This window comes from Pantoea sp. BS_8 (genome assembly GCF_041954965.1).
Taxonomy (GTDB): Bacteria; Pseudomonadota; Gammaproteobacteria; order Enterobacterales; family Enterobacteriaceae; genus Pantoea; species Pantoea stewartii.
In genome coordinates this window covers 511,895-529,647 of sequence record NZ_JAVAXU010000002.1, presented here as the reverse complement: position 1 = coordinate 529,647, position 17,753 = coordinate 511,895, and the positions used below count along the sequence as shown (strand labels likewise).

Here is a 17,753-nt window from a genome sequence, read left to right as displayed (position 1 = left end):
CAGTTAAGATTTTATATGGCCCATGATGTTTTCGGCAAAAGCCTTCCGGGCATAAGCGGTAAATGGCGTGAAATTTGTTGCAGAATGAAACTTCATCGCACGCGCGTGCGACGTGGGTAGCCAGCACAGGAATACAACGTCTGTCCGGCGCAGCAGGGTAAAGAGACATAAAATTTTAACAGTCTTTGCGCGCCCCTTTCCGCTGCTGATATGCAGCCACCTTGCATGACGGCGTTCGTTGCCTGCTTCGTGCAGCGCAATAAAAACGGTCATGTTTCGGCATTATTGTCATAAGCCCGTGAGGCCACACTTTTCAGGCGTGGACGATCATGTTGTGCGGCGCTGTCTTTTGTTGTGCGAAGCACGCGCGCCTCAAACGCAGGCATTTATCCATTGATTAGGGCAGAAGCTATGTCAGAAGTGCTTGAGTACGACGGCTGGAAAGAGAATGCTATCGGTGAAAAATTTGCGGCTGATGGTGCATATTTGCCTTTCAGAGGTAACACGCTCATTTGCCAGTTGGATCAGGACAGCGAAATCGTTAGCGTGATCTCTGAGATGGTGGAGGCCATGAAGGCGAAAGGACTGGCACGATGTTATACCTTTCTGCCGTCGGCGAGCTACCACATGACCGTCTTTAATGGTGCGAATGACAGGGCGCGTTATTTGCCGGCCTGGCCCGCAGACCTGAGCCTTGATGCGCCCATATCGGCGTGCGATCGGTTATTTGCCCAAAAGCTGACCGACTTTAGCGTAACTGAATTTCCCGTAAAAATGCGGATTGGGGCTGTTGTATTAAAGCGCGGCGTCTCGCTCTCGTTGGCACCAATGAATCAGGCGGAAGAAACAAAAATTCGCGGGCTGAGAGATCGTCTCAGTCATGTCCTGCGCTGCAGACGACATAATCATGATGTTTACGAGTTTCATATCAGTGTGTCATATCTGATTAACCCGCCGGTCGCCGAGGAGTGCCGCCTCCTTCAGAGGTTAAGAGCGGTTTATCTGGAAAAGCTTATGCGGGTTTCTCCGATCATTGAACTGAATGCACCGGCGTTTTGCGTGTTTGAGGATATGGCGGAATACAGACCGGTTTTCCGGCTGTCGTCGTCCATTCAGTAGGGCAGGAGAGGTTGACGTTAAAGCGGACTGCCATGGGCGTTGTCAGTCCGTTGCGCGTTACTGAAATAACCATGTATTGAGATACCGTGTTCGCGCCAGGTCTTATATTGCCCTGAAAATGCTTTCGTTATCGTGGGCCACAGATATGACGGGGATTATATCCCGTATCTGGTGTGACGATACCTTTAAACGCGGTGTGAACCCACATTGTGCAATTGTTACAGCACGCAGCAATATGACCATTGCCGTTAAATACTACGCAGGAGTAATGTCGCGGATGATGGTTACGTGCATAAAGTTCAAGCCACAGGTGGGCTTCTGCGCAGACATAAAAAAAACCGGCACATGGCCGGATTTTTTATGCCTGCGGCTGACCAACCGGCCCTTTGCCCAGTGGACCGCCAGGCACTGACTGGCCGCTTGGCGCATGCGGGCGACCATCGTTGCCGACGGCGCTGCTGTCCTGCTGACAACCCGACATCATTAAAAGACTGGAAACAATTAACAAACCGCTCAAAATGCTTTTCATCTCTTTCCCTCGTGATTAACACACTTAAAAAACAGCTCGCCTGATAAGTCTGGTCGGTATTTTCGCTAAGTCAATGTAGCGAAAAAAAAGTGCGTGATATCAATGCTTTTGTGAAAGCGGATACGTGCAGCGCCATCCCACGAGGGGAAGCCGCTGTGCTTACCCGCTTTTTGTGAACCAGACTTAGTGTTCGGTTTGCTAACCAGAGAGGCCTGTATGACAGAAAGACCAGTAGAGGGTGATCATCCGGATTATCAACCGGGGAAAAAAAGCCCGTCACAAGGCGGCACCGACGGCGCGGAAGATGATGTAACCCACGCGCCTGAATCCGGCGATAAACAGCCAGATTAAGTCTGCCGGCCCACCTGCGTGAAGTGGGCCGGAATATATCCGCTGTAGAAAGTGCTGTATTTCCCCGCTCGTCTGGCTATGCTGTGGACACCTCGTTCAGGGACATTCAGGAGAGAAGGTGAAAAAGGCGGCTTATTTTGACGCTCTCTATGCAGACCGAAACAGTGAAACCCTGCGGCTGTGGCAACAGGAAAACAGGCAAGCGCATCACCATCCTGAAAAATTCTTTTACCCAGACGGGCTTAAAGCGCTGAGCTGTGGCATTTTGCCTGATCTGAATCCCGACATCCTTGCTCTTCTTGACGACATCCGCCGTTTAACCCGCGATGACCCACTTGCAGATGTTATGCAGGCAAAAAACTTTCATGTCACCTTCCTGCCGCTTACACCTGCCCGTTATCACGAGCGCCAGCAAATCCCGATGATAAGCGAAGTGACTGGCACCTTCCGCCAGTGCGTAACGGATTCATCACTCAGGGTGGAGGGATTGCGTTTGCTCGCGCTTCCCGATCAGCTGTTGCTGGCAGGTTTTCCTGACGGCAGCGCAGTCGCGCAAAGAGCTGCGTTCTGGAATGCGTTGATGTCATCAGCGACGTGGCGGGATTTACTGCTCGAAAGGCACGGTGGAAAAACGACCCCGCCTGAATTCTGGCATACGACGTTGCTTCGCTATCGCGCTGCCAGCTTGCCCGACTCGCTTAAATCGTATTTTATTGACAATATGCACCGTAGGTATGGGAGCGTAGCTGGCGATATCCGGCTGGTCTTTGCGGTTTATAACTGGGCTGATCCAGAAACGATAACGGTGTAAACAGGTCGGGTGGTCATGAACGATTATAAGCGTTCAGGTTGAAAGCCATGACAGAAATACGAAAATTTAATCGTAATCCTCACTTTCATAATGAGGTGAATAACGCTCATCAAGCACTTCCTGAATCAGAAGCAAGATGAGAATGAGCAGTAATAATAAAATGATGCCGGTCATGATTAATTCCCTGTGTTCACTTTTCTCCGCAACTGAAGCACGTATTCACGGCAGCCCGTTCTGGCAACGGTTTAAACGATCATTCAGTAGATCAGGTTATGCTCAGAGCTCAAACAGGACAGTCATTAAAACAGGTTGAACCAAAACGGCGCACACCATTTCCTTCGTCCTGTCATATCCTGATAAACGTTATGCATTTTGCTGAGCAGTATTGTATTTCCGTAGTGCGGCGAATAAACCCTCGACAACGAAATAAGCCTGGAACGAGATTCAAGCGGGCGAGTCGTGGCTGGCTTTCATTATAAAGGGGGATTCTGTTATGAAGGGTGTCTGGGCGATACATCATATCGTCAGACCGGTTGCGGCCAGGGCAGATTTTTAGCGATGTTGACAGCGCTTTAATTCATATACTGCGTCAGTGGTGAAGTATTGCAGAGTGTCTGCCGGACCTGAACAGTCCGCCGCATTAAGCGGCCCATCAATGGATTGTTTTACACATTATCGCCAGAAAAGACGTGTAGCAATATTACGTCATAAAACGAAAAACAGACGCTCACTCTGTCGATGAGATCTCCATCACACTTAGAGTGAGATCAGTAAAATCGTCCATATCCAGACCTTATTTGCCCTCATCGCCCGCTGTCTCTGCTTTATATGCTGCATGGACACTACATGTTGTGTGAGCGGAGCTTAATGATGTCTCATGTAAATACTTTCAATCTTCAAAGCGAACATAAGCAAAAAGTTCGCCGTATGAACCTGTTTATCTCTGTTTCCGCTGCGTTAGCAGGACTGCTGTTTGGACTGGATATTGGCGTGATTTCAGGGGCACTGCCGTTTCTCACCCATCACTTTAATCTGAGCAGCCATGAGCAGGAATGGGTGGTGAGCATCATGATGCTGGGTGCCGCAATAGGGGCAGTATGTAATGGCTGGGTATCACATCGTCTTGGCCGCAAATACAGTCTGATGGCGGGCGCAGTGCTGTTTGCTATTGGATCGCTGGGTTCAGCCGGTGCAACCAGCGTTGAAATGCTCTTGATCTTTCGCCTCCTGCTGGGCCTGGCTGTGGGCGTAGCCTCCTATACCGCACCGCTTTATCTGTCTGAAATGGCAACCGAAAACGTCCGTGGCAAAATGATCAGTCTGTATCAACTGATGATTACATTGGGCATTGTACTGGCCTTTGTATCGGATACGGCTTTTAGCTACAGCGGTAACTGGCGAGCCATGCTGGGCGTCCTGGCTATCCCCGCCGTCGTACTGTTTGTCATGGTTATTTTCTTGCCGAACAGCCCGCGCTGGCTGGCTGCAAAAGGCATGCATGTTGAAGCAGAAGATGTCTTGCGGATGCTGCGCGATACGTCTGAAAAAGCCCGTCAGGAACTGAACGAGATTCGGGAAAGTCTGCGCATGAAGCAGGGGGGTTTTTCACTGTTTAAAAGTAACAGGAACGTCAGGCGTGCGGTCTTTCTGGGCATGTTATTACAGGGCATGCAGCAGTTTACCGGGATGAACATCATTATGTATTACGCGCCGCAGATTTTTAAAATGGCGGGTTTTAAAAGCACACAGGAGCAGATGATCGCCACGGTCATTGTTGGCCTGACCTTTATGTTTGCCACTTTTATTGCTGTTTTTACCGTAGATAAAGCGGGCAGAAAACCGATTCTGAAAATTGGTTTCTCAGTCATGGCGTTTGCTACGCTGGTGCTGGGCTATTGCCTGATGAAAGCGGGACAGGGAGAGATCAGCCATGGGTTATCCTGGGTTTCTGTGGGCATGACCATGTTGTGTATCGGTGGATATGCGATGAGCGCAGCGCCTGTCGTCTGGATCCTGTGCTCTGAGATTCAGCCGCTTAAATGCCGCGACTTTGGTATCACCTGTTCGACGACCACTAACTGGGTGGCAAACATGATTATCGGTGCCACCTTCCTGTCCCTGCTGGGCAGCATTGGCGCGGCGGGCACGTTCTGGCTTTATACCGGCTTTAATCTGGTGTTTATCGTAATAACGGTTTATCTGGTGCCGGAAACCAAGAATGTCACGCTGGAGCGGATTGAGAAGAATTTGATGGCGGGTGAGAAGTTGCGGGATTTGGGGCGCTAGCACTTGTGTAATTGACGATTTATCCTCAGCATCAAAAAAGCCAGCGTTACAGGCTAACGCTGGCTTTTTTTTCCTGTATTTTACCGTAATTAACAATCCTGTGTTTTATTACTGTTATTAATAACTATTATTTATCTCATCAATGCCATTGATATTACCTCTCGCAATAACATTAAAGTTTTTATAGCGTGCTTAAGCGTTGAGATGCAGTTGCATAAGGCATTATTTTAATAATAAATTAATGGGTGCATGAAATTACCCTTTGCCGGGAGTTTGTGTAAGTTTTAAAGAAAAAGTGGGTTCCGTCTCTTTTGTATTTTTTTCACTAATAAATAAGTCGATAACTATGCCGCGATTGTCTTTTGATTGGTTTTTTGAGCTATTTTAAAAGGTTTTTAACTTAATAAAACTCTATTAATGTAACCATTTGCGATATTTTGTGCTTATTATATGCTTTTGTTTGGTTTTATTATCTTTATTTTTTATTTGGGCGTGGAGCAAGATGAGTAAATATCTCGTTGTTATAGTTTGCATGATTTTTTCTGGCTGATTAATTCAGGTCGGTATTATTATTTGTTCCGTTCAGAAGCACATAGGTTCTCTTCTGCAACCATGCTTTTCATTAAGCGTATGAGCGATGAATGCGTATTTCGCATTATAAAAAATCTAAGTTTAAGGGATTGTTGTAATGAAATTGAATAAAGCGGTTAAATCAATCGGACTGTGTGCAATGATGGTTGCATTTGGCGCTACTGCAGCTGACCAGGGTCATGGCGAAATCAACTTCAAAGGTTCAATTGTTGATGCACCTTGTTCGATCACTGCAGAGTCTGCAAATCAGACTGTGGATTTAGGTGAAGTGACCAATGCTGCGCTGAAAAATGGCGGAAAATCAGCACCTAAAGCATTTAGCATCAAGCTTGAACAGTGCGATACAGCAACCTCTAACAGCGTAACGGCAACATTTACCGGTGCAGCTTCTGCAGGTAATAAAGATCTGTTAGGTATTACAGGTACGGCAAGTGGTGCATCAATTGCTATCACCAATGGTGCCGGTCAGATCATCAAACTGGGTGAGGCTTCACCTGCACATGATATTCAGGATGGGACTAACACCCTGGCATTTTCTGCATACCTGCAGGGCGACGGTGCTTCCGCAACTATTGTCCCAGGTGATTTCACCTCTGTAGCAAACTTTACTCTGGCTTATAAATAAGACAGAAAGCGAACGTTAATATTATACATTAGCCTTCGATTGCATGAGCAGCGTGATCTGCTCATGCCTTTTCAGGAAAGGCATCTTTTATGGAAATAATATTGAAAAAATTTTTATGGATGCTGCCTTTCATACTGACATTATGCGTGCCTGAATCTGGAATTTGCCACTCGCAGGAACATGGACAGGGTGTTGTCGGTATGCAAGGCAGCATTCTTGATGCTCCCTGTGCCATAGAAGTCAATGACAGAGAGCAGCTTATTGACATACCAGCGTTAACGACAGGTGAACTCATTCATGATGGCGCAGGCTTCACCAGAAATTTTTCTATTCATCTTATTCATTGCTCGCTTTTTGATTCCAATACCACTGGCGGAGATAAAACCCACTTCCAGGTGACTTTTGATGGAATCCCCGATGGAAAATTATTTGGTGTCAGTGGTGCCAGCGGTATAGGCATCGAAATTAAAGACATGGCTGGTAATTATGCTTTTCCAGGTAAACCGATGCCATTTGGTCAGCTCACGCAAGGCAGACAAACACTCGATTATCAAATGAGGATTGTTGGAGATGCGCACCATATGCATTCGGGGAAATTCCGTGCTGTTGTGCGTTTCAAAGTTGATTATTACTAATTTTTTCCCTGACATAAAATATTATGAGAAATCAGAATTATAAAAATCGCAATCTCACGTTATCCATTTGTCCTGTCGCCTTTGCCGTATTCATCGCATGTTTTATGTCTGAAAGTGTTATCGCGGCCAGCGATGAGGTGGAATTTAATATTGACGTGCTCGACGTTAAAGAACGTAATGAAGTCGATATTAATCGATTCTCACGCGCGGGTTATTTGATGCCGGGTGAATATCTATTCAATGTTGTTGTTAATAAATCTGAATTTCCAGAGGAAAAAGTTAGCTACTTATCCCCTCAAGATAAACCTGATGATTCTTTAGCGTGCCTTTCTCCTGATTTAGTCAGCCGCTTTGGTTTTAAAGAAAATGAAATAAGAAAAGCAGGCTGGTGGCAGGATGGCCAGTGTCTGGATGTAAATTCATTGCCGGGCATGACAGTCACGCCTGATTTGGGATCGGGTATATTAAAAATTAATATACCGCAGTCTTTGCTGGAATATACCTCTGAAAACTGGGAGCCACCTTCTCGCTGGGATGACGGCATACCGGGATTTATTCTGGATTACTACTTGAATGCGAGACACACTCAGTCGAAATCTAGTTCGGATGCACAGTCATTAAGCGGTAATGGGGTGGCAGGATTTAACATAGGCCCCTGGCGCTTACGCGCAAACTGGCAGGGTGATTATGAACGTGAATCTGGTAAAGATGGTACTTTAAGGAAAAATTTCAAATGGGACCGGTTTTATATTTTTCGCGCCATCAAATCGCTCAAGTCTGAACTGACAGTAGGGGAATCTTATTTACCCTCAACGATATTTGACTCATTTCGTTTTACAGGTGCCAGTTTAACGTCGGATGATGCGCAACTTGCTCCAAACTTACGGGGCTATGCGCCAGAAGTTGTGGGCGTGGCCAAAAGCAACGCTAAAGTAACAGTAAGTCAGCAGGGCAGCGTTATTTATGAAACGACAGTAGCATCCGGGCCATTCCGCATTCAGGATCTCAATAATGCGGTAATGGGCAAACTGGATGTCACTATTCAGGAACAGGATGGCACCAGACGTACATTTCAGGTCGATACTGCGACGATTCCCTACCTGACCAGGCCAGGGAGTGTGCGTTATAAACTGGCAATAGGTAAGCCATCGGATTACGAACACCACACACAAAATATTCATTTTGCTACAGGTGAACTGTCGTGGGGGATCTCAAATGGCTGGTCAGTCTATGGTGGTGGGCTTTTTGCCAATGATTACCTGACCGTTGCGGCAGGTATGGGACGAGACTTATTAGCATTAGGCGCCCTTTCTCTGGATGTCACCTCAGCGCGGGCTAAATTAAATGAGCATGTTACCCGAAAAGGAAACTCTTACCGTTTAAGTTATTCCAAACGGTTTGATGATTATGATAGTCAAATTACCTTTGCAGGCTATCGGTTTTCTGACCGCAACTATATGACGATGTCACAGTTTTTAAGCTCAAGAACGTCGGCTTACAGTAATCCGGGAAAGGGTAAAGAGTTATATACCATTACCATTGCAAAACAACTCAGAAAGCTTAATGCAGGAATATACCTGAGTTATAACCACCAAACTTATTGGGAGCGTGCTGCGAGTGATACATGGAATCTTTCACTTTCCAGCAATTTTGATATGGGTCGCTTCAAAAATGCCAGTCTGAGTCTCACCGGCTATCGAACACAATATGATCACACTAATGACGATGGTGTTTATTTAAGTCTGTCTCTGCCTTTTGGCGAAGGTACCTTGTCCTACAGTGGTCAAACTTCAGGCGGGACGCAAAGCCAAAACGTGGGTTGGCGTGACAACCTTGGCGATAACAGTGATTACAACGTCGATATTGGCACGTCTTCGGATGGTGAACATTCGATTAATGGCTATCTCGACTACACGGGCAGTATAGCTGAAATGACTGCCTCCGCCGGATTTGAAAATAATGGATATCGTACACTGGGTCTGTCTGTAGAAGGGGGAATGACAGCAACAGCACAAGGCGCAGCACTCCACCGCTCATCCGGTGTTGATGGCACCCGACTGATGGTAGATACGGCAGGGATCAGTGATGTTGCTGTCTCCGGGGGCGGAAACGATGTCAAAACCAATTACTTTGGTAAGGCCGTGGTAACAGACATAAATAGTTACTATCGCAGCAACGTTAATATCGATCTGGATGAATTACCAGATGATGTTGAAGCGACGCGTTCTGTTGTTGAAGATACCCTGACTAAGGGCGCTATCGGCTATCGCAAATTTGGTATTTTAGCCGGACAAAAAGGAATGGCTATCGTCAAACTCGAAGATGGTTCTGTTCCGCCTTTTGGTGCGATGGTAAAAAATGAAGATAAAATCCAGACGGGTATCATTGCTGAAAACGGAAGAGTCTGGCTATCTGGTATGAAACCGGGTGGAAAAATGGATGTAAGCTGGAACGGCAAAGAACGATGTATCTTTATTCTTCCTGAAAAACTAGACGAAAAGACTGCTAGCTTATTACTGCCTTGTATTAATGAGTAATGTTTATTATTGGCTTGCGTTAACGCAAAACCACTATTTTTAAACGCCTTTAAACATTACTTCCTGTGAATTGCTAAATTAGAGGTTTATATGCTTACGAACAACAGAAAGTTTCTATTGCGTTTTATAACGTCAATCATGGTGATGACTATTCCTGCAGCAAATGCTGCTGTAGGACTCGATCGCACGCGTCTGATTATTAACGGCGATAAAAAATCTGAGACATTAACGATTACTAATCACAATAAAGAAGCCCCTTATCTGGCACAGTCATGGGTTGAAGATGATTCGGGCAAAAAACTTGAAAACGAGTTTATTGCGCTCCCCCCTTTGCAACGTATTGAACCCAATTCAAAAGGTCAAATCAAAGTACAGACCATGGCGGGAAGTTCACATCCTCAAGACAGAGAGTCACTTTACTATTTTAATGTCCGGGAAATCCCTCCTAAAAGCAAAAAACCGAATACGCTGCAGATTGCATTGCAAACACGTATAAAAATGTTTTACCGACCAGAGGCACTTAAGTTAGCAAGTGGAGATGTACCTCAGACAGCATTAACATTGCGTCGTGAAGGCGACCGTTACCGTATTATCAATCCAACGGGATACTATATTACGATAGTCAACATGAGTGCTAATAACGCTGCCAGTAACAATGATTTTAAATCGGTAATGATTGCACCGAAAAGTAGCGAAATAGTTGAAATGAGTGCGGCAAAATTAGGAGCCCAACCCGTATTGACTTACATAAACGACTGGGGGGAAGACCAAAATTAATTTTTAGTTGCTCAGGTAATGCTTGTAAGGTCACCGAGCAGAAAGCAGGTTAAATATTTTGTTCAACGTTCTCCTGAGACATCTAAAAAGTAGACTAGTACCCGGGTGTTATGCTGGTTGTCTTATTCTTTCTTCATTTTTTGTAAGTGCCACATCGAAAGTAGATGATACCTGGCAGGTGGAGGGAGAGCATGGCCAAATTGTTGTGAACGGTTTACTAAGCGAAGGCGCGTGCCGTCTGGATCTTAATTCGGTTTTACAACAAATTGATTTAGGTGTATTAAATGTGGCTGAGCTTGAAAAGCCAGGAAGTGAGACGACACCAGTAAGGTTTAGTATCCGGCTGACTGATTGTTATCGTTCATTTAAAGATCAATCAGAGATGCCTGGGAAAAAAAATCTGTTTTCATATATAGAACCATTAGCCACGATTACATTTTCAGGATTAGCTGATGACGACTTCACTTCGTTGCTGAAAGTACAGGGGGCCAAAGGGATTGCGTTAAAAATAAGCGACAAAGATATGAATATGGTCTCATTAAATCAGCGGGGCGGTAAGTACTTTATCTCTCATAAAACAGAGCGGTTTGTTTTTTTTGTATCGGTCGTTAAAACGAAATCACAAGTTTTATTTGGTGATTTTTGGGCGGTAGCCAATTTCAAGGTCGATTATGAATAACATGTTTATTTATCGTCACTTAAAAATTATTGCAATTATCATTCTTTTTACTGCGGGTTTTTTATTATCTGTAAAGACTTCTGCAAGTGATGAATTTGTTGACATTGATAATATCAATGTTTCCGGAAAACTTGTTATATCGACCTGTGAAGTTATTGATGCTAGTGAAGATCATCTGGTTGATTTTTCAGAGGTGAACGTAAAAGACATTTATTCATACTCGCCTGATTTAGCGAAGGAATTTACTATCACTGCGAAAAATTGCCAGCCGGGGAATGAATTGACCATAGATTTCATTGGAGTAGAAAGTGAAACACTTCCTGGTTTTCTTCATATATCCGGGCAGGCCGAAGGCATTGCAATAGGTTTAAAGTCCGGAGGTGTTAATGGTTCCCCCGTTTTAATTAACAGTCATTCGCCTGTTCGGGGCTCTGTCAATAATGATGATGTTTTTTTCGTATTGGGTGCTTATATACAAGGTGAACCTCAGGCGGTAAAAAATAAAACTGTAATGCTTGGTGATTTCACAGCAACAGCAAACTTCACTTTGAGGTATGAATGATGTTAAACACCTCTCTAAAGAAAATGAATTCGACTTTGATGATGGCTGCGTTATGTGTCTTTTTTTATGCTTTTGATGCTATTGCTAGTGAAACGTTTAAAACTAATATTTATTTTGATGGCAATATCGTTACCGATCCCGGCATGTGCTATTTTAACGTTGAAGGACTTAATCCCGGACCTGGTGATGCACTAAGCGGTCTTGTCGAAAATGATAACGTCTATAATTATAATTTTGGTGAAGTGGTATTTAGATCATACAATGGCCGCTATATATTAGACAGAAAATATCGTAAAAATTTCAACGTCGAATTTACCTGCACTGGCGAACTGGCACTGGAAAGTTACATGCTGGTTCAGGTGTATCCTGTCTACGGTACCGTCAAGGGACAAAAAAACAGTGTAATGAGTCTACTGTCTCTCCCTCTATTCAAGTATGTAAAATCTTTAGGTTTACAACTTTTGTTTAATGGAAATCCTGTGACCACTCAGCGGCCTCATTGGATGCGTGTAGGAAAAAATACAGGTATGGCGTTTCAGTTAATTCAGTTGGATCCGTATGGTGCTGACTTAGAGGATAATATGTCATTATTTGCCGTCGTCAATGTGATTGTCCAACCTAATTAATGTGTTCAATAATATGAAAAAAAACAGGATATTCTTTTCAATTGCCATATTCATAGTATGCATATCCTCTCATTTTGCGTTAGCCTTTTACGACGGTAGTAATGATGGTTGTCAGAGCGAGGTAGCTGATAATGGTGAAGTAACGGGATCTTGTGGTTTTTCCACATTTGTATTAATGCAGACCAGACTCGATACTTCTCCCTGGTGCATCATTAATAACAACGAATCTATGGATGTTGTATTTGATGCGGTAGATCCCAATAAAATCTCATCCGGGAAATATAAAAAATCGTTGCAGAATGAATTTATTTGCTCGGATGCTACGCCGGGCTATAACGTTTTTTTTAAATTAGAAGGTAATAAAGCTGCCGGATTCGATGATGAAAAAACGATTGAAACCAGCATTAATGGCTTAGGAATGCAAATTCTGATGGACGGTGCACCAATGACGATTCATGAGAAAAAAAGGGCTAATTTGGCTTCACCGCCTCAACTCGAAGTAATATTAGTTAAACAGTTAACCAAAACACTGGAAGGCGATGACTTTTCCGGTTCTGCCAGCATGACGGTGGTATATGATTAAGCATTACTATTTAAAATACCTTTCAGGAATAATTTTTCTTTTACTCATTGGGCTTCCTGTTACTTCCCTGGCGAATGTTAAAGGCATTCCTTTACCCAAAAGTTGTCCTAAGGGATCAAAACATATGACGGATGGTTTGCTGGGTTTTGGCGACTGCCATCCAACTCAGGAAGGGCTTGAATCCGGATTTTTGATAGGTGAAGGATGGTCTATGCCCACAGGGACTAACCACGTCACTGAATTAGACGGCTACAAAGTTTATCCACAGTATAGTGGAAACTATAATGCAGTGTTGTTTTTTTGTCAGAGCAAAAAGTCAGTAAAATGTACAATTTCAACAGCTAATTTTCAATTGCATACACGGACAACTAACACTCTCAATACAACTAAAACGATATCCAAATCGAAGCCTAACTTTGGTGGGGCTGCCAGTGCATTACAAAATCAGCCATCAGCATCATTTTGTGTTGCGTTGCAAAATATGGATGGCACGGATAATGCTTATTATGTCGATCCCAATGAATCTTATTCATGCAGTGACGGTGTACCACTACCGGTCGAAGCAGCGACCTGTTACATTAACCGGGGCAGAGATATTCATGTTCGTTTCGGGAATGTTACAAGAACAGATCTAACTACCAGCCCAGAAGATCCTGCCGCAATTTATAAAGAGATTAATATCCCTGTTACCTGTACGCGTGACGCGGGTATCTCTTTAAAAATGGAGGTTCTGCATAATTCAATGGTAGGGAAATATCGTACTATCTATACATCCTCCAGCGGCGTCGAAATTGTTCCTTATATTGATGGACACTTTGCGCAGGAGGACGCACAGAGCATAAGTACTGTTTATCAAAATGGTATTCATGAAAAAACCGTGAGGTTTTATCTTTTCCGCAATCCAGACGTAAAGGTCAAGGATATTCGATTAGGTGCTTTTAGTGCCAGTTCTGTGGTTGTTATGTCAGAAGATTGATTTTATAAATTTATTTTTCTTATAAGAACGCATCCTGCGATAAATACTATGAAAGTTTTAACTAATAAAAAGATGATGCCTAAAATACATATGTATATATCAGGTGTTATCATGTGTTGGTTGTGTGGTGGATTCTTATATGTTTTGCCTAATAGCGGCGGTTCAGGACTTTCACTGCCGCAAAATTTATTGACATGGCTTGTTATCGCTCTTGTTTTATTGTTTTGTGCTTTTTCTAAACAATTTGAAGGGGTCAAAATATCCTCGCTTTCAGGCGGAGAGAGAGTGATTTTATTGGGCGTGATTTTATGGTGTTTCCCCCTTTTTCTTACCCGAGATCTTGATTGGTTTCAAAATGCTTTGCCACGAGTTGTTGCTCTGATTGTATTAATTTTTCTCTATTTAACCCTTAACCACACGTTATCCTACCGATTAAAATCTCGTTACTTATTTTTGCATGTCATTGTGAATACGTGTTTACTCCAGGCTGGTTACGTCATCCTACAATTGATTTTTTCGCCGGGTGAAAGGCCTTACGGAAGTTTTCAGCAAGTTAATGTGCTTTCTTCTTTTTTGGCAACAGGTCTGGTATGTCTGTTATTCGTTTTTAACAGGAATAAAACAGAACAGAAAACGATATTACGTTATTATTATGGTTTTAGTATCGCATTACTGGCGGGCATAATCGTCGTGCTTCAATCCCGAGCCGCTTTTATTGGTGTCATTGGCGGTGCAGGTATTGTTCTGTGGAAGGGGTTCACAGAAAAACGTACCAGATCTTATACTGCTCTTATACTGTTGCTGACAGGCACTGGATGCGGGCTTTTCATCCTGTATGTTTTACCCATTTTTTTCCCTGGCCCGCTTCTGCCCGTTATCGTTAAAACCTCATCGAATAGCGCCCGTTTTTATATGATGCGGTTGACAACAGAATTAATCATGCAGTCACCTATTACAGGGCAGGGTTATGGCAGCTTTGAGGCGGTTTTTGGTCAACTGGCCTCGACTGTCTGGCCCGGTCTTGAAGCCGCTACGGTAACGCATCCTCACAACGAATTACTTTTTGCCTGGGTAGAAGGTGGAGTCATCGCTCTGTGTGGGGGAGTGCTAATCGTTGCTGGTGTCATCAGGCAACTATGGGAACGAGGGGCACTAAAGTGGTATGGTGTGGCGTTTTTATTGCCTGTAGCAGTACATATGAATCTGGAATATCCTCTTTATCAGTCGGCAGCTTATGCTCTGGTAATAGTGCTATTACTGCTCGCTGCTGGCGTTGCTGCATCACCTGTTAAAGAAGAAATAATGAAGAATGGAGTGCAAATAAAACCGAGATTTTTACGGGCAAGAATTTTTTGGGGATCATTGTCCCTTTTTATGATTTATTTTTCGTTCACCGGTTTGATAACGCAGCAAAAGTTGACACAAATTGAAAAAAATGGCCTGCAGGCATTTGTGGTAGAGCCCGAAAAAACGATGTCGGCCTTTCCAAATCGCTATAGCCAGCGAGCACGCGTTGATTTTGATTATCATGTGGCTCTGCTTTTAAGATTTAATAAAGATCGCGATCTCACACTGCTGTATGCTTTTCAAAAATGGGCAGACGATTTCTTAAAAACTCATAATGATCCAAATATTTATAACAGCATGATTAGAATAGCGCTTCTTCAGCAGCCTTCGCAGTACCGTTATCTCTGTAATGAGGCTTATGGACGCTGGCCGAAAGATAAAAGATTTATTTGTGATCATTCGGGTGGGAAATGAAAAAAATCTCTTTCATAATTAATTTATCAAAAACTATGGGCCTTAAATGCTTAGTGATGTTGAGGGAATCAGATTCCAACCTCTTGTTGCTCTCAAAACTGGAGAGATTATTGCTTGTGAAGTATTGTCAAGCATCAAAAACAGTAATCCTGAAAAATGGTTCTCACAACTGTCTTCTGGTAAGGTTTTTTCTTTATTTCTATGGCAGATGGAATATTTAGCAAAATTTCCTGGTGAGTACTGGCTTAATTTACCCGTGAAGATATTTTGTAATACCCATAAGATTAAGCAACTTGTAAACATAAATCATGATAATCGTATTATTTTGGAGGTTCAGGATCCCGAAAACCTGCCCCACCTTTCCTGGGATGAGCTTACCGCTTTTAAAAAAGGCGTTGATGTTCTCAGACAGGCAGGATGGCGTATCTGGTTGGATGATGTCACTTCTACGCTTATCCCTTTAATCAGCAGGATGCCTTTACAAGTAAATGGGATAAAAATTGACCGAAATGAAATTAAAGATTCAGGCAGAATCGTTGCCCTCATCTCAAAAGCTTCTGTAATTTACCCACAGATTCTGGTTGAAGGTATTGAAACGCAGCAAGAAAGACAACGTATTCTGCTTACACATGCGCAGTACGGGCAAGGTTTCCTGTGGCCGGAAAGAAAGGTATTACTCAATGCGCCCAAAAAAATGTATTAATTCAAAATCAGAAAATGTGCCGATGACTTCGTTAACTGTTTTCATTCATGTATTGCAATGTCTGGCATACTTCGGACAGGTCTTAAGCTGTCTTCAGACATGTTTAATACTCAGTAAACTTGCATGAACAGTTTTGACTGGCAGCCGGTGGACCTGGCATCTCCCCCTTTTATCCATCGACGAATCTACACGTTACCCTCTTTTGTCGTTTATCTGAAAACTCAACGTAACAGACGTGTAGCGGCGTTTAGGTAGTAATCAGTCAGTAAGTGTTAATAAAAAAAGCTTTATTAAACTGCTACAAAAACTTACGATTGATAAGAATTTTTTTAGGATAAAACCCATATGAAAAAAGCAATCGCAGTCGTTTTGTTAGCATTCGTCCTCACTGGATGTGGAGAGCCTAAGATCGATGGTTCTTCCGAAGAGGCTTTTCAGACATCGCTTCAAAAAGTTCGGGAGTCACTTGCAGAGGATAAGCGCGCCGCGTTTAACGATGCTATTCAGGTTGTCGCCTTCAGCCAGGTCAGCATGAAAGAGCTGATGCAGGCGGGCAGCGGTGATGAAGGTGGACGCGCGCTGATTGATAAAAAGATCAAAGGCGCACTGGCCGGTAAGACCGGCGAAGAAGTTATTGAGTACGCAGATAAGATTAAAAAAGAGCGCGCAGCCAACTAATCTCAGCGTGTTTGTTTCTTAGCCCGGCTTATTTACGGTCTGATTAACCTGTTACTACACTATGAGGCATACTTAGTATGCCTCTTTTTTACGCCATCTTTACAGGAATCTTGATGCCGACGGTCTACAGGCGTTTTGTTGGCATTGAACTGCCAACCGCGTCGGGCAAAAAGCGGTAAGTATTCGGGTAAGGGCAATCCGCACCAATAAGATGACGGGCTGCACTAACTGGAAGCCTTGTGGCACACAAGCGTTGCATGATCCCACCACGAATTCTGATTAACTGAAAAATAACGGATGTTAAAACCGGCTGCTGTGATTTCTGCGGTCAGGTCGTCCAGCGGTTTCAGCGTGCGCCAGGGAATGCCGTCTTTCAGTAACAGGTGCTGTCCAGGGTCATAACGCAGAGATTCGCTTATTTGTTTAGGCGAACCACACATGCTGCTGATAATTAACGCGCCGTCACAGGCCAGTACACGGCGCACGGCTTTAAGGCAATGTGTACGTTGTGTTCCCACCAGACAATGAAAGCAGCTGCCGTCAACGATGACATCGAACTGAGCATCGTTATAGAGAGAAAGGTCGCATACGTTGCCTTGGTTAAAATGACCGACCAGACCTGCTTCCCTGAAGCGTTCCCGGGCCCAGCAAATCGCCACGTCTGAGATATCGACCCCGTAAACGACGAATGATTGTCGGGCAAAATAATGTGATGCCATGGCACCATTGCCACATCCGAGCTCAAGAACAGTCCCTTTGTCAGGAAGCCATGCTGCTTCTTCAAGCTCATAAAGCACCTCGCTGAGCCGCTGACGGGCTCGCGAAAAGCCGCTTCCTGTCCAGGATTCATAGCCCTCATTTTTGAGGCGCCGATAGATATCGTCATAGCTTTCCACGACCGCCCATCTCCTCCTGCCGTCACTG

The 17,753-nt window shown here is 44.0% G+C and carries 18 protein-coding genes and 1 pseudogene; 16 read left to right on the top strand and 3 right to left on the bottom strand.

The window, feature by feature from the left end; all coding sequences use genetic code 11:
* Nucleotides 1-3: 3 nt before the first annotated feature.
* On the bottom strand, nt 4-273 hold the full coding sequence (locus RAC65_RS07955; protein WP_058701125.1) for a hypothetical protein: 270 nt from the start codon (nt 271-273) through the stop codon (nt 4-6).
* 138 nt (nt 274-411) lie between these two features.
* Here RAC65_RS07955 and RAC65_RS07950 point away from each other — a divergent pair, with 138 nt between their 5' ends.
* Nucleotides 412-1,119, top strand: coding sequence for a DUF1868 domain-containing protein (locus tag RAC65_RS07950; RefSeq protein ID WP_058701124.1), 708 nt, complete (start codon nt 412-414; stop codon nt 1,117-1,119).
* Nucleotides 1,120-1,477: 358 nt separating this feature from the next.
* On the opposite strand, the gene RAC65_RS07945 is transcribed toward RAC65_RS07950, so the two are convergent.
* Nucleotides 1,478-1,648: a hypothetical protein gene (locus RAC65_RS07945; protein WP_033738761.1), complete on the bottom strand. Its 171-nt coding sequence runs from the start codon at nt 1,646-1,648 to the stop codon at nt 1,478-1,480.
* A 216-nt stretch (nt 1,649-1,864) separates the two neighbouring features.
* Here RAC65_RS07945 and RAC65_RS07940 point away from each other — a divergent pair, with 216 nt between their 5' ends.
* From RAC65_RS07940 to RAC65_RS07870, 15 genes and pseudogenes are all read left to right on the top strand, one after another.
* Nucleotides 1,865-1,999 carry a hypothetical protein gene (locus tag RAC65_RS07940; RefSeq protein WP_255421286.1) on the top strand — a complete coding sequence of 45 codons (135 nt, stop codon included), beginning with the start codon at nt 1,865-1,867 and terminating at the stop codon, nt 1,997-1,999.
* 118 nt (nt 2,000-2,117) lie between these two features.
* Nucleotides 2,118-2,810, top strand: a complete 693-nt coding sequence (locus RAC65_RS07935; RefSeq protein WP_241492887.1) for a hypothetical protein — start codon at nt 2,118-2,120, stop codon at nt 2,808-2,810.
* An 867-nt stretch (nt 2,811-3,677) separates the two neighbouring features.
* Nucleotides 3,678-5,096: a sugar porter family MFS transporter gene (locus RAC65_RS07930; RefSeq protein WP_072209526.1), complete on the top strand. Its 1,419-nt coding sequence runs from the start codon at nt 3,678-3,680 to the stop codon at nt 5,094-5,096.
* Between the two features lie 688 nt (nt 5,097-5,784).
* Complete coding sequence (locus tag RAC65_RS07925) at nt 5,785-6,312, top strand: fimbrial protein (protein WP_033738765.1); 528 nt, start codon at nt 5,785-5,787, stop codon at nt 6,310-6,312.
* 89 nt (nt 6,313-6,401) lie between these two features.
* Entirely contained in the window at nt 6,402-6,947 is a 546-nt protein-coding gene (locus RAC65_RS07920; RefSeq protein ID WP_158281340.1) for a fimbrial protein, read from the top strand.
* Nucleotides 6,948-6,970: 23 nt separating this feature from the next.
* Nucleotides 6,971-9,484, top strand: a complete 2,514-nt coding sequence (locus RAC65_RS07915; protein ID WP_110267791.1) for an outer membrane usher protein — start codon at nt 6,971-6,973, stop codon at nt 9,482-9,484.
* A 90-nt stretch (nt 9,485-9,574) separates the two neighbouring features.
* A pseudogene (locus RAC65_RS07910) lies at nt 9,575-10,314 on the top strand (fimbria/pilus periplasmic chaperone).
* 5 nt (nt 10,315-10,319) lie between these two features.
* A complete protein-coding gene (locus RAC65_RS07905) occupies nt 10,320-10,940 on the top strand; it encodes a fimbrial protein (RefSeq protein ID WP_233255753.1) in 621 nt (206 codons plus the stop codon).
* Nucleotides 10,933-11,502, top strand: a complete 570-nt coding sequence (locus tag RAC65_RS07900) for a fimbrial protein (RefSeq protein ID WP_058701121.1) — start codon at nt 10,933-10,935, stop codon at nt 11,500-11,502. Before RAC65_RS07905 ends, RAC65_RS07900 begins: the two co-directional genes overlap by 8 nt.
* Complete coding sequence (locus tag RAC65_RS07895) at nt 11,499-12,128, top strand: hypothetical protein (RefSeq protein ID WP_241492886.1); 630 nt, start codon at nt 11,499-11,501, stop codon at nt 12,126-12,128. The genes RAC65_RS07900 and RAC65_RS07895 overlap by 4 nt, the downstream gene beginning before the upstream one ends.
* A 13-nt stretch (nt 12,129-12,141) precedes the next feature.
* Complete coding sequence (locus RAC65_RS07890) at nt 12,142-12,711, top strand: hypothetical protein (RefSeq protein WP_375096554.1); 570 nt, start codon at nt 12,142-12,144, stop codon at nt 12,709-12,711.
* Nucleotides 12,704-13,687 carry a hypothetical protein gene (locus RAC65_RS07885; RefSeq protein ID WP_058701120.1) on the top strand — a complete coding sequence of 328 codons (984 nt, stop codon included), beginning with the start codon at nt 12,704-12,706 and terminating at the stop codon, nt 13,685-13,687. Before RAC65_RS07890 ends, RAC65_RS07885 begins: the two co-directional genes overlap by 8 nt.
* A gap of 48 nt (nt 13,688-13,735) precedes the next feature.
* Nucleotides 13,736-15,448, top strand: a complete 1,713-nt coding sequence (locus RAC65_RS07880; RefSeq protein WP_375096553.1) for a Wzy polymerase domain-containing protein — start codon at nt 13,736-13,738, stop codon at nt 15,446-15,448.
* Between the two features lie 46 nt (nt 15,449-15,494).
* On the top strand, nt 15,495-16,151 hold the full coding sequence (locus RAC65_RS07875) for an EAL domain-containing protein (RefSeq protein WP_033737426.1): 657 nt from the start codon (nt 15,495-15,497) through the stop codon (nt 16,149-16,151).
* A gap of 345 nt (nt 16,152-16,496) precedes the next feature.
* Nucleotides 16,497-16,829, top strand: a complete 333-nt coding sequence (locus tag RAC65_RS07870; RefSeq protein ID WP_033737428.1) for a DUF6694 family lipoprotein — start codon at nt 16,497-16,499, stop codon at nt 16,827-16,829.
* Nucleotides 16,830-17,053: 224 nt separating this feature from the next.
* Here RAC65_RS07870 and RAC65_RS07865 read toward each other — a convergent pair whose 3' ends face one another.
* Nucleotides 17,054-17,725: a class I SAM-dependent methyltransferase gene (locus tag RAC65_RS07865; protein ID WP_058701118.1), complete on the bottom strand. Its 672-nt coding sequence runs from the start codon at nt 17,723-17,725 to the stop codon at nt 17,054-17,056.
* Nucleotides 17,726-17,753: the final 28 nt, after the last annotated feature.

Excerpts from the sequence above, each read along its gene's own strand:
- RAC65_RS07925 (WP_033738765.1), top strand. The coding sequence starts at position 5,785 with ATGAAATTGAATAAAGCGGTTAAATCAATCGGACTGTGTGCAATGATG.
- RAC65_RS07875 (WP_033737426.1), top strand. The coding sequence starts at position 15,495 with ATGCTTAGTGATGTTGAGGGAATCAGATTCCAACCTCTTGTTGCTCTC.
- RAC65_RS07885 (WP_058701120.1), top strand. The coding sequence starts at position 12,704 with ATGATTAAGCATTACTATTTAAAATACCTTTCAGGAATAATTTTTCTT.
- RAC65_RS07890 (WP_375096554.1), top strand. The coding sequence starts at position 12,142 with ATGAAAAAAAACAGGATATTCTTTTCAATTGCCATATTCATAGTATGC.
- RAC65_RS07940 (WP_255421286.1), top strand. The coding sequence starts at position 1,865 with ATGACAGAAAGACCAGTAGAGGGTGATCATCCGGATTATCAACCGGGG.
- RAC65_RS07945 (WP_033738761.1), bottom strand. The coding sequence starts at position 1,648 with ATGAAAAGCATTTTGAGCGGTTTGTTAATTGTTTCCAGTCTTTTAATG.
- RAC65_RS07950 (WP_058701124.1), top strand. The coding sequence starts at position 412 with ATGTCAGAAGTGCTTGAGTACGACGGCTGGAAAGAGAATGCTATCGGT.
- RAC65_RS07920 (WP_158281340.1), top strand. The coding sequence starts at position 6,402 with ATGGAAATAATATTGAAAAAATTTTTATGGATGCTGCCTTTCATACTG.
- RAC65_RS07930 (WP_072209526.1), top strand. The coding sequence starts at position 3,678 with ATGATGTCTCATGTAAATACTTTCAATCTTCAAAGCGAACATAAGCAA.
- RAC65_RS07900 (WP_058701121.1), top strand. The coding sequence starts at position 10,933 with ATGAATAACATGTTTATTTATCGTCACTTAAAAATTATTGCAATTATC.
- RAC65_RS07880 (WP_375096553.1), top strand. The coding sequence starts at position 13,736 with ATGAAAGTTTTAACTAATAAAAAGATGATGCCTAAAATACATATGTAT.
- RAC65_RS07895 (WP_241492886.1), top strand. The coding sequence starts at position 11,499 with ATGATGTTAAACACCTCTCTAAAGAAAATGAATTCGACTTTGATGATG.
- RAC65_RS07870 (WP_033737428.1), top strand. The coding sequence starts at position 16,497 with ATGAAAAAAGCAATCGCAGTCGTTTTGTTAGCATTCGTCCTCACTGGA.
- RAC65_RS07955 (WP_058701125.1), bottom strand. The coding sequence starts at position 273 with ATGACCGTTTTTATTGCGCTGCACGAAGCAGGCAACGAACGCCGTCAT.
- RAC65_RS07915 (WP_110267791.1), top strand. The coding sequence starts at position 6,971 with ATGAGAAATCAGAATTATAAAAATCGCAATCTCACGTTATCCATTTGT.